The following is a 12,325-nucleotide window of genomic DNA, read 5'->3' on the forward strand; positions in this document are numbered from 1 at the left end:
CAATACGTCTGGCAGACTATCCTCAGTTCATTTAAAAGAAGACAGGCTCATTTATAGAAATATAAAATAGTGGCATATAAAAATGCCATTGGAGCACAACAAATGTCTGCCAGCACCCTGCCTCGTGGCCAGTCTTTGCAACTGCTACTCACTGGCCTGATTTCCGGACTGGTGCTGCTGACCGCACTGGCCGTCGGCTTTTTCTATCACCAGACGCTCAAGCAGCAATTGTTGAGCGCCCAGCAGGATTTGTTCCAGGCCACCGCAGGGCAGATTACCGGGAACATCAACGATTACCGCAGCGCCGCAGTGACTGCGCTGAATCAGGCCATTCACTCCGGACTGGCACAAAGCTATGGTCACGAAGAGCGGGCAACCGCCATCCCCCATCTGGTATCGGCGCTGTCGGTCAATCCCTCATTGCAGGCCATTTATCTTGGCTATCTCAACGGCGACTTCTTCCTGGTGCGCCGGCTGGATATGATTTCTCGCCAGGCCTTTCCTGAAGCCAGGCATGATGCCCGCTGGCTAGCCCAGTTTGTTACCCAACACCCTGACGGCCGCTCCGAGCAGACTTTCCGATTTCTGGATAATGAACTGCAGCCCACCCAACCTGACGAGCATCACGACAACAAACCATACGACCCCCGTCAGCGCCCGTGGTATCAGCAAGCCCTTACCACGCACGAAGCTGTCGGCACCAACCCCTACCGTTTTGCCAGCACCGGACAGCTGGGCATTACCTACGCCATCCGCAGCCAGGATCATCAAGCCATAGCCGGAGTAGATATCCGACTCAGCACCTTGCGGGATGTATTGCAGCGCAATCTGCCAAGCCCCAACAGCGATATGGCCATCATCAATGATCAGCATCAGGTACTCGTGACCGCGACCGTCTCGGACAATGCCAAAGTCCCGATGCTGATGGAAAACTTTCCCGATGCCTCCATCGCGGCCCTTGGCCGGGCATGGCCTGTCGGCGCCGCCATGCCGGCCTCCATTACGGCCAATGGCGAAAAGATGCACATCTCGATGACCCTGCTGAACCGTAATCAGCCGGACGGCCCCAAGCTGCTGATGCTGATGCCCGAGCAAGACCTGTTTGCCACCGGCCAACAGATTACCCGCGACGCAATGTGGATACCCGCCATTATCCTGTTGCTGATGCTGCCTCTAGGCTGGCTGGTTTCGCGCAAGCTCAGCAAGCCGCTGCACCGTCTGGTGATGGCCTCCGAGCGCATCCAGAACATGGATTTCAGCGACGAGCCCTTGCCACGCGGCCCGGTGCGCGAGCTGAACGAGCTGATGGCGGCATCGGAATCGATGAAGGACACCATCCGCGACTTTATCGGTCTGAGCCGCCAGATTGTCTCCGAAAGTGATCTGGAGCCCTTGCTGGAAAAAGTGCTGATCTCGGCCATGCGTGCCTTGCCGGCACAAAGTGCCGGTCTGTGGCTGCAAGGTGAAAACGGCCTGCAAGCCAGCCATGGCGTCAACCAGCAAGGCGAGGCACTCGCGCTGGGGCCGCTGGAAAGCGAGCACCCGCTACTGCAGCAATGCCTGCATCAGCAAAAGCTGAGCCTTCCTGCCAACGACCCCTTCCTGCCACCCGCGCTACAGGCACTGTGTGATAGCGACACCCGCCAGCTGGTGGTATTGCCGCTGCAGCTGGATGCGCAATCCTTGCTCGGTGTGCTGGTCATGAGCAGCACCGAAAGTACCGCCGCATTGCAGGCCTCGCACCGCATTCACTATCTGCAGGCGCTGGCCAGCTTTGCCGCGATTGCCATCGACAACCGCCGACTTGCGGCCAACCTGCAGCAGCTGATGAATGCCCTGATCAAGCTGATTGCCGGTGCGATTGACGCCAAATCACCGTATACCGGCGGCCACTGTCAGCGGGTTCCTGATCTGGCCCAGGCCTTGGCCGAAGCCGCCCACCAATGCCAGAACGGGGCGCTGGCCGAGTTCAGCCTCGACAGCACCAGCCGCGAAGCCTTGTATATCGCCAGCTGGCTGCACGACTGCGGCAAGGTCACCACACCGGAATACGTGGTCGACAAGGCGACCAAGCTGGAGACGCTGTTTGACCGCATCCACGAAATCCGCACCCGCTTCGAAGTGCTCAAGCGTGATGTCGAGATCAACTACTGGAAAAGGTTGGCCGCAGGCGAAGACGAGGTCTTGTTGCGACACAGCCGCGACGCGCGCCTTGCCCAGCTCGATGATGACTTTGCCTTTGTTGCCCGCTGCAATCAGGGCGGCGAGTTCATGCTGGATGAAGACGTACAAAGGCTGGAGCAGATCGCGCGCAAGACCTGGCAGCGCACGCTGGATGACCGACTCGGCCTTGGCCCGATGGAGCTGGAACGCCTCGCCGGTATTCCGGCTGCCACGCTGCCGGTCAGCGAGCCCTTGCTGAGCGACAAGCCCGAACACCGCATCCATCGCCATGAGGCCAATAGCGCAGAAAGCATGCGCCAGTGGGGCTTCAATATGAAAGTGCCCGAGCTGCAATACCATCGCGGCGAACTTTATAACCTGAAAATCCGCCGTGGTACGCTGACCGAGGAAGAGCGCTTCAAGATCAACGAGCACATCACCGAAACCATCAAGATGCTGCGGGCACTGCCTTTCCCGCCTCATCTGCGCGATGTGCCGGAGATCGCCGGTGGTCACCACGAGCGCATGGATGGCAAAGGCTATCCTTGTGGCCTGAAAGGCGAAGACATGAGCGTACTGGCACGGGTGATGGCGATTGCCGATGTGTTCGAGGCACTCACCGCCAGCGACCGCCCGTACAAACCGGCCAAGAGCCTGTCCGAAGCGCTGCGCATCCTGCAGAAAATGGCCGAAGAAGGCCATGTCGACCCAGACTTGTACAGCCTGTTCCTGACCAGCGGCATCTGGCAGCAATATGCGCGCCGCTATCTGGACCCGGTACAGCACGATATCGAGGACGCCATCGCCTTTTTGCCCCGCTTGCCACAAACCGCATCGCAGACCGTCAAATAAGGATCAATGAATCGTCACATGCTTGTCATGAGTCAGCAGTAATCTTGCGCCGGATTTATAAATGGACCTTGAAGATGACTCTGATCAAGCGCTTGTGGCTAACGGTTTGCCTGACTTTGCTGTGTCTGGTCGGCGTCATGTTGCTCAGCAGCCAGCAACTGTGGACATGGCAGGGCGAGTTCTCTGCCTATCGGCAAAAACAGCAACTGAACACCGATATGCAGACGCTGAAGGCCGAAGTACTGTCGCTGGCGCGTGCCGATCCGCTGCTGAGCGATACCGCGCAGCGTATCCGCCAGGTCAAGAGCCAGGTGCTGCGCCTGATTCCAGCCATCAGTCAGAACCTGCCGGCCGAGGCTGGCCTGCAATTCGGCCAGCAGGCCGGCAAACACTGGCAACAGTATTACCAGCAACTCGAGTCGGCGCTACAGATTGCCGAAAGCGCACCGCAAGATGCACTGAACATTCCTGAAGTGGCCTACACCAGCCACGCCCTGCCCCTGATCAGCCTGCTGGATGCACAACTGCTGCAGCAACAGGACTTGCTGGCGCAAGCCGAAGCCACCATGGCCGGTGCGCTCAAGCGACTGCTGATTCTGGTACTGGGGCCACTGGCTCTGGCCGCGACCGTCATTACCATTTCGCAGATTCTGCTGGCCCGCCGCCTGAAACAGCAGATTGCCGGCATTCGCCACGCGGCGGATTTGCTTGGTGATGGCCAGCTGCAGACCCGGCTGCCGGTTTACGGTGGTGACGAACTGTCGCAGGCCTCGCAACACATCAACCGTTTTCTGGAAAAGCTGGAACACCTGCTGAGTGCAGTTCGCGATAATGCCGCCGGCAATGAGCGCGATGCCGTCGCCATCCTGCAACTCACGCATCAGGTTATTGACTCCACGCGCCTGCAGGCCGACCAGGTCGAACACAGCTCGCGTGCGGCCAAGGTGGTGGCCAGCTCGGCGGCCGAAATCGTCGAACACATCGCGCTGGCACGGCAGGATGCGGCCAACGCCCATCAGCAGACCAGTACTGCGCATCAGGTATCGGAGCAGGCCTCGCGCTCGCTGGGTGCTCTGGCTGGACGTATCCAGGGTGCGGTTGGCGAGACCGAACAACTGACCTCCGCAATTGGCGACATCGCGCGCATCAGCAATATGATTCGCGACATTGCCGAGCAGACTGATCTGCTGGCACTGAATGCGGCCATCGAGGCAGCCCGCGCCGGCGAGCAGGGCCGCGGCTTTGCCGTGGTCGCCGACGAGGTACGCAAGCTGTCCGAACGCACCACCGCCGCCACCGCCGGTATTTTCGACACCCTGCTGCGCGTGGAAACCGCCACCCGCGCCTTGGCCGCCACCATGCAGGAGGCGCTCGGTGCCAGCGAAGGTACAGTCAGCGCCCAGCAACAGATGGCCAATGCCCTCGCCGCCATGGACGAGGCCCTGCAAAGCATCAATCTGGTACTGGGTGAAATCGGCCAGGCCGGCCAGCAGCAGAATCAGGCCGGCCAGCAGATTCGCAACCAGGGTCATGAGGTATCCACCCTGGCTAGCGGCATCTTCAACAAGATGACGTCACTGGCGCCCGCCATGGAGCGCTGGCAGGCATCAACCAGCCGCATCACCACCGACCTTGCCTGGTTCCGCCTGCGGCAACAATAAGCCATCATGAAAAAAGCGCCCCGCGGGGCGCTTTTTTCATGCAGCGAAGGCCAGTCTTACAGCACGGCCAGAGCGGCTTCGTAATCCGGCTCGTCGGCGATCTCGGCCACCAGCTCGGTGTGCAGCACCTTGTCCTGCTCGTCCAGCACCACTACCGCACGTGCAGTCAGGCCAGCCAGCGGGCCGGAAGCCAGCTTCACGCCATAAGCCTCGGCAAAGCCGGCATTGCGGAAGGTAGACAGGTTGGCCACGCCCTCGATGCCTTCGGCACCGCAGAAACGCTTCTGCGCGAACGGCAGGTCAGCCGAAATGCACAGTACCGCCACGCCTTCGCGGGCAGCGGCCTTTTCATTGAACTTGCGTACCGAGGTCGCGCAAGTCGGGGTATCCACCGACGGGAAAATGTTCAGGATCTTTTTCTTGCCGGCAAACGCGGCCAGACCAACATCGGACAGATCGGCAGCGGTCAGGTTGAAAGCAGGTGCAGTTGCGCCAACAGCCGGCAGATTGCCAGCTACATCGACCGGATTGCCACGCAGGGTAACGGTTGCCATGGAGAATTCCTCGGGTTGGGGTGAGTAATGCGCTTAGTGTGAGGCTGGCCGGTAAAAAATCAACCCTGAGCGCATCAGGGTTGGCCGCAATAGATCAGGAAACAGCACCGACAACACTCAGGCAGGCACCACCGTAGCCGCCAGCAGTTCGTGCAAGGCCGCCAGCACGCACTGGCATTCGGTTTCGGTGCCGATACTGATGCGCAGATACTGTCGGATACGCGGCTGGTCGAAATGACGCACCAGAATGCCGCGCTCGCGCAAGGACTGCAGCAATGCCTTGGCTTCGTGCTGCGGGTGGCTGACAAAGACGAAGTTGGCCGCACTGGGCAAAACATCAAAACCAAGCTGCTGCAGGCCGGCACTGAAGCGCTCACGGCTGTGGATGACTGCCTGGCAGGTCTTGCGGAAATAGGCTTCATCCTTGTACGAAGCTTGCGCCGCGGCCAAGGCCAGCCTGTCTACCACATAAGAATTGAAACTGTGTTTGACCCGCTCCAGCCCGGCAATCAGTGGCGCCTGCCCCATCGCAAGGCCGATACGCAAACCGGCCAGCGAGCGTGATTTCGACAGCGTCTGTACCACCAGCAGATTCGGATAATGCTCGATCAGACTGCAAGCCGACTTGCCGCCAAAGTCGATATAGGCCTCATCCACCACTACCACCACGTCAGGCTGCCACTGCAGCAGCTGCTCGATCTGCTCCAGCGGCAACAGCTTGCCGGTCGGTGCATTCGGGTTTGGGAAGATGATGCCGCCACAAGGCTGACGATATGCCGAGAGATCCAGATTGAAGGATTCGTCCAGTGCGACGGCCTGCCATGGAATGCCGTACAAGCGGCAATATACCGGGTAGAAACTGTAGCTGATGTCAGGAAACAAGACCGGTGCCTGATGGCGCAGCAGGGCCGCAAAAACCATGGCCAGCACTTCGTCCGAGCCATTGCCGACAAACACCTGATCGGCACTCAGACCGTGATAGCTGGCCACCGTCTGACGCAATCCGCCGGCATTCGGATCCGGATACAGGCGCAAGGTGGCAACGTTGGCCGCAGCAATCGCCGCCGTAACCGCCGGCGACGGCGGATAAGGGTTCTCGTTGGTATTCAGCTTGATGAGACCCGGCTGACTGGGCTGCTCCCCCGGCTGATAGGGTTGCAGATCCCTGATACTGTCACTCCAGAAACGGCTCATGGCACGCGCTCCGTCAGGCTGTTGAACGGCTGGCCAGCACCACGCCCCCGAGAATCAGCGCAATACCCGCCAGGTGATAGCTTTGCAGGGCCTCGCCCAGGAAAATCATCGACAGCACAGCACCAAAACCGGGCATCAGGTGGATGAACATCCCTGCCTTGGCCGGACCGATACTGCTGACTCCCAGATTATAGAAATAATAGGCCGCCACTGAAGGCAAAGTGCCAACATACACGAATGTCATTACGGTTGCACTATTCAGGCTGACCGAAGCCCCGGAGGCCAGCTCCCACAGAAAGAAGGGGAAAATCGACAAGAGCCCTATCGAAACCAGCACGGTCAGCAAACCGATGCGATGCAAGCCTGCCGGCAAGCCTCTGAGCAACAGGGTATAGATGGCCCAGATAATCATCGCGCTGAACACAATCGCATCACCATGATTGATCGACAATGTCAGCAGCCGTGCCCATTCGCCGTGGGAAATCACCAGTAACACCCCGGCAAAAGAAATCAGCACTGCAATAACTTGTCGCTTGCTGATCGCCAGCCCGAAGAACAGTGCGCCAAACAATACAATGAGGATGGGGATGAAGGAGTTCAGCAGCACTGCATTGGTAGCCGCCGTGTATTGCAGGCCCCAGTAGGCCAGCGAGTTGTAGCAACCCACTCCCAGCACACCGAGCACCAGCAAACGCCGCCAATACGGCAGCCACAATGCACGTTGCTGCCAGGCTGGCCGCACGCCGAATGGCAGCAGGATCAGCAAGGCCAGCACCCAGCGCACGAACGAGAGAGTCAAGGGAGGAATGCTGGCATGCATCGCTCTGGCCAGAACGAAATTACCGGCCCAGAACAGGGAAGTCAGCGCCAGCAGCCCGTAGGCCAGTCGCGGGGAAATATGGTCATTTTTCATGATAATGACCATGCCATAGCGGATTGAGCGTGGCAAGATGATGCAGGCAACACAGTGTTCTGCATCATCTTGCGCCTGTCAGGCACTCACGGTTTGCGCTGGCAGAAAATAGCGCTGTGGCAACAATGAGCCCAGCAACATGCCGCCAATACCAAACAACAGGCCAGCCAGTTGCGGTGGCCAGAAGGCGGCATCCGTCAGGGTAATTTCAAGTAGCAGCCAGCTGCTCAGGCCCAGCGCGATAGACAGCATCGCCCCCTGGGTGGTCGCTCTTGCCCAGAACAGCCCGGCAAACAGCGGCACAACCGCAGCAACCAGCGTCACCTTGTAGGCATTGCCGACCATCTCGTAAATACTGGCATTGGACAACAAGGCGAACGAGGTCGTCGCCAGCGCGCAGAACACGATACAAGCCCGCATGGTCAACAAGAACTGCCTGTCAGTCATTTTCGGCATGAAGCGCTTGAGCACGTTCTCGGTCAGCGTCACCGATGGGGCCAGCAAGGTACCGGAGGCAGTCGACATGATGGCGGACAGCAAAGCACCAAAAAACATCACCTGCGCAAACAGTGGTGTCTGCTCGATGATGATGCGTGGCAACACCAGTTGCGAATCCTGGCCCATCCACTGCTGCACCATCGCCGGGTCAATCAGCGTCGCGGCGTAGATCAGGAAAATCGGCAACATACAGAAACACAGATAGAAGATCGCCCCGACAACGGTTGCCCGCACCGCGACCTGTTCACTCTTGGCCGACATCACCCGCTGGAACACATCCTGCTGCGGAATCGAACCGAACATCATGGTGATGGCTGCCGCAAAAAATGCCAGCAAGTCTTTGGGCTCCACGCTGTGGATAAAGGTGAATTTGCCGGCAGCCGCAGCCGAGCTGATCACCACATCGGCACCACCGGCCATGTCGGCAAATAGCCACACCAGATAAAGCAGACCAAAGACGATGATGCCCATCTGGAAACTGTCTGTCAGCGCTACCGACCACATCCCGCCAAACAGGGTATAGAGCAGCACGATAGCCGCCCCCAGCAGCGTGCCCTGCGTCGTGCTCAGCATGCCATCAGAGAGTACATTGAATACCACGCCCAATGCCGTCATCTGCGCCGCCACCCAGCCCAGATACGACGCCACAATGCACAGGGAGATGATCAGCTCGACCGTGCTGCCATAGCGCTGCTTGTAGTAGTCGCCAATAGTCAGCAGATTCATCCGGTATAACGGCCGGGCGAAAATCAGCCCCACCAGCATCAGGCAACCGAATGAGCCAAACGGATCTTCCACAATGCCGGCAAAGCCTTCTTCGAGGAAGGTGGCCGGAATGCCCAGCACCGCCTCCGAGCCAAACCAGGTCGCAAACACCATCGCCGCCACCATGAAAAACGGCAGGCTGCGACCGGCAACGGCAAAGTCTTTGGCGTTGTGAACCCGACGCGAAGCATATAAGCCGATCGCGACCGTAACCATCAGATAAATAATGACAAAAGCTACGAGCATGCCCTGCTCCCCTTCTACTTGCCTGTCTTGAAAAGAACCGCGCCGGTTCCACACCTCTTTCTGTTTTGTGCCACTCGCGAGCAGCCATCTGTCTGCGACAGAAATGCAAAACCCCGCACCGGATAATGGCGCGGGGTCTGCTGCTTCTCGCGTCGGCGACTACCTTGCTTACGCACAAGGTATATCGAAGGGCGCGATTATGCCGTAAACAGGTGTTTGAATGTAAAAACTTTCATGGCCACTGCCATCAAGACTGTTGTGCCAGCCAGGCCTGATCCGCCTGAACGCTGAAACGGTGTTTCTCGCTGTCATGCAGCACATGGCCACAGGCGGTTTGCGGATCATGAGTGAAGAACAGGCCGCCACCTTCTGTCGCCAGATAACTCAGCAGTGCCTGCTTTTCATCAATCAGCAACTCGGGAAAACGGTCATAACCCATGGTAATCGGTACATGTACCCATGGCGCGCCGGGAATCAAGTCAGCCGCAAACACCATAGGTCCGAAATCAGTCGGAATCTCGGTCAGCAACATGCCGGGAGTGTGGCCATCAGACAAGCGGATACGCCAGTCTTGCGGCAGGCATTCCGGGCTTGCCTCATCGACCAGCACCAGCCGGCCAGAGTTCTCCAGCAACTGCAACAGCTCAGGAATAAACGAGGCACGATCACGCGAATGCGGGTTCAGCGCACGATGCCAAGCCTTACGGCCAACCACAAAGCGGGCATTCGGGAACAGCAAGCTAGGCGGCTGATCAGCCTGCCAGGCACTCAGCAAGCCGCCAGCGTGATCAAAATGCAGGTGTGACAGCACCACCACATCGATATCGGCATCCGTATAGCCATTTGCGGCCAACTGCTGCAACAGCACATGGCTGTCTTCCTGCACCCCATAGCGCTGCTTGAGCTTAGGCGAGAAAAAGGCACCGATACCGGTTTCCAGCAGAATCTTCTGGCCATTCGCCTCCTCAATCAGTAGGCAACGACAGGAAAGCTCGACCCGGTTCTGCTCATCCGGTGGCAACCACTGTGCCCACATGCTGCGTGGCGCATTACCAAACATCGCTCCGCCATCCAGTTTCTGGCTGTTTCCTTTCAAGGCAATCAATTTGCGCATTGTTTCACTCCGGGCAATGGACAATGCATCATACCAAGCAAGTGCTTGATTTTTCCATCACATACCAAAAAATGAGCGCAAGCGCGCCAGCATGTCAGGCGTGTCATTCTGTACAGCACTAAACCTGCCATCACTTTGCAACAGATGCTGCTGCTCCTGCATGCGCGTGCTGAGCACCTGAGATACCGCCATCAACAGCTCGCTACGCTTGATGAACAACTCGTGGAAGACTTCGCGACTCACGCGATAACACTCGACATTGGCCAGTGCACGCACACTGAATGGTGTGGCCTCGCCGGCCAGCAAACCCAACTCGCCAAAGAAGTCACCCGGCCGCAGACGTCCAAGTGATACTTCGCGGCCATCACTGGTCCGGTGCAGCATTTCGGCCTCACCACGAATCTGGATATACAACCAGTCAGAGATGGCCCCCTGCTCCAGCATGGTGTCTCCGCGGACGAAGGGTGTAAATTTCAGCTGCTCTGCCAGCTGCAGCAACTCGTCCTCCGACAACATGCCAAACAGCGATAGCTGCCGCAGAGACGTCACCCGCTCTGCGGTATAGCGCTTATGCCTGGCATCAAGGTATTTCTCGTTATCTTTGGTCATGAAGATATTGAATACCGGCGGTGTCAGCCTGCGGTCATGACGTCGCAGTGCGGCATCAACCAGCGTCCTGACCGTTGAGTCCGTCGGATCATCCAGTTGCAAGTCCGTCAGCCAATAACGTACCGCATAGCGGGCAATGCCGTTTTCCACACTCATCAGCAGGCAGTTCGGCTTGGGTTCGCTTGCCATTGCCGGCACATGGGCTTCCTGCAAGGCTTTTTCTACCAAGGCGATGATCTGAGATGGCAGGGTATCAAGCGTGATATCGAACCATACCCAGCGTCGCCACTGCACCGCTTGGCCGCGGCGTCGGCCCAGCACGGTAAAGCGCTGCTTCAGCAACATGCTGTTCGGCACTACGACGGTTTCCCAGTTGCGAGTTTCGATACTGGTCGCCCGCCAGTTGATTTCGACCACTCTCCCGCTGACTTTGTCGACCTCCAGCCAGTCTCCGACACGCAATGAATCATCCAGCTGGATGGCGACACCGGCTAACAGATTCCCCAATGTGTCCTGCATGGCAAAGGCGATGACGGCAGTCAGAATCGCCGATGTCGTCACAATCTGGCCAAAACTGACACCTGCCTCGTGTAGCCTCACCAGCCCCAAGCCTACGATAGAAAGGCTCAGCACAATGTCTTCGACAATTCTGGGGGCCGACCAGCCTAGCAATGGCAAAAGCAGGTGAAACAATACCAGCGTGACCAGCCGGATCAGCGCAAGGCCTGCAAGGATGATGATCAGCTCGAAAATCCAGCTGATCGGCAACGGCAGTACAACGGACCAGTGCTTCCAGTCGAGCAGGAAAAACAGAATGGGGATAAAGGCGACCAGCAAGAGAGGAAGCCGTAATGCAGGTCGAATCTGCGATTGACGATAGGCAAGGATGAGCAACAAGAAAGCCAGTGCCGCTAACGACACTGCATGCAAAGCGATCCATGACAAAAACTGTGCAAACATATAACCCCCCGAAATAGGTATCCGGAGAAATATTTACGTTTGGTTCTGAATCAATCGCCAGCCGACATTCTTTGCAAGCGTAAACGCCATCGGAAACCGAACCAGCTCTTTGACAGCTTCAAAACCAGCCGCAACCCGTTCTGATAATTCAGTATTAAACGATGGTCACCATCTGCACTATGTGATTGCAACAGAAAAGTACGATACATCGCAGCAAGATCATGCCTGGCGAGTAACTTGAAATCCTCGGATAGCAGCAGGAAATCATTAGCCTCTTCGGCAGGACAATCATGAGAGGTAATCAGCAGATAACCGGCTACACATGCATATTGAGCCTCAATGATATAGCCGGGGATAGCTATGCCAGTATCACGCCCATCTTTGAACAGTCTGGAACAGCGTGGCCAGTATTCATATGGCCCACGATGTTTTTCAAGAGTGAAACAGGAGATCGCCTGCATGCCCAGAACTATCCGATTTGCAAAGTCACAGCATAAGCACAAACGAGAGAGATTGCACCATCACCAATGCACTGATAATCAGCGGAGAGGTTGGCCGCAAGGTACGGTGTCAGGTCTAGCGCGGGATGAACTCTGTGGGGCAAGTGCCGTCGCGACGGCATCGTTCTGTCAGTTCGCCGGAGCAGGCGGTCGATTTACCTTCGCTCGCCACAAAGCACAAAGCCCGACTCATAGAGTCGGGCTTCCGTGGGGGAGTCTGGCGGTGTCCTACTTTCACACAGGCAATCTGCACTATCATCGGCGCTAAGGCGTTTCACGGTCCTGTTCGGAATGGG

The 12,325-nt window shown here is 57.7% G+C and carries 9 protein-coding genes; 2 read left to right on the top strand and 7 right to left on the bottom strand.

Going from position 1 to position 12,325, the window contains the following annotated elements:
* The first annotated feature begins 102 nt into the window (after positions 1 to 102).
* Entirely contained in the window at positions 103 to 3,015 is a 2,913-nt protein-coding gene (locus ACZ9W6_RS13310; RefSeq protein ID WP_465191642.1) for an HD domain-containing phosphohydrolase, read from the top strand.
* A 74-nt stretch (positions 3,016 to 3,089) separates the two neighbouring features.
* Positions 3,090 to 4,676 (top strand): methyl-accepting chemotaxis protein, encoded by a 1,587-nt coding sequence (locus ACZ9W6_RS13315; RefSeq protein WP_465191643.1) that lies wholly within the window; start codon positions 3,090 to 3,092, stop codon positions 4,674 to 4,676.
* A gap of 56 nt (positions 4,677 to 4,732) precedes the next feature.
* On the opposite strand, the gene tpx is transcribed toward ACZ9W6_RS13315, so the two are convergent.
* From tpx to ACZ9W6_RS13350, 7 genes are all read right to left on the bottom strand, one after another.
* Positions 4,733 to 5,230 carry a thiol peroxidase gene (tpx, locus tag ACZ9W6_RS13320; protein ID WP_465191644.1) on the bottom strand — a complete coding sequence of 166 codons (498 nt, stop codon included), beginning with the start codon at positions 5,228 to 5,230 and terminating at the stop codon, positions 4,733 to 4,735.
* A gap of 117 nt (positions 5,231 to 5,347) precedes the next feature.
* Positions 5,348 to 6,424, bottom strand: coding sequence for a histidinol-phosphate transaminase (gene hisC, locus ACZ9W6_RS13325; RefSeq protein WP_465191645.1), 1,077 nt, complete (start codon positions 6,422 to 6,424; stop codon positions 5,348 to 5,350).
* Positions 6,425 to 6,437: 13 nt separating this feature from the next.
* A complete protein-coding gene (locus ACZ9W6_RS13330) occupies positions 6,438 to 7,337 on the bottom strand; it encodes a DMT family transporter (protein ID WP_465191646.1) in 900 nt (299 codons plus the stop codon).
* A 78-nt stretch (positions 7,338 to 7,415) separates the two neighbouring features.
* Complete coding sequence (locus tag ACZ9W6_RS13335) at positions 7,416 to 8,846, bottom strand: high affinity choline transporter 1 (protein ID WP_465191647.1); 1,431 nt, start codon at positions 8,844 to 8,846, stop codon at positions 7,416 to 7,418.
* Between the two features lie 247 nt (positions 8,847 to 9,093).
* On the bottom strand, positions 9,094 to 9,960 hold the full coding sequence (locus ACZ9W6_RS13340) for an MBL fold metallo-hydrolase (RefSeq protein WP_465191648.1): 867 nt from the start codon (positions 9,958 to 9,960) through the stop codon (positions 9,094 to 9,096).
* 57 nt (positions 9,961 to 10,017) lie between these two features.
* Positions 10,018 to 11,406 (bottom strand): cyclic nucleotide-binding domain-containing protein, encoded by a 1,389-nt coding sequence (locus ACZ9W6_RS13345; RefSeq protein WP_465191649.1) that lies wholly within the window; start codon positions 11,404 to 11,406, stop codon positions 10,018 to 10,020.
* Positions 11,407 to 11,579: 173 nt separating this feature from the next.
* Positions 11,580 to 11,990, bottom strand: coding sequence for a hypothetical protein (locus ACZ9W6_RS13350; RefSeq protein WP_465191650.1), 411 nt, complete (start codon positions 11,988 to 11,990; stop codon positions 11,580 to 11,582).
* Between the last annotated feature and the right edge of the window lie 335 nt (positions 11,991 to 12,325).

The sequence above is a fragment of the Vogesella lacus genome (assembly GCF_979366295.1).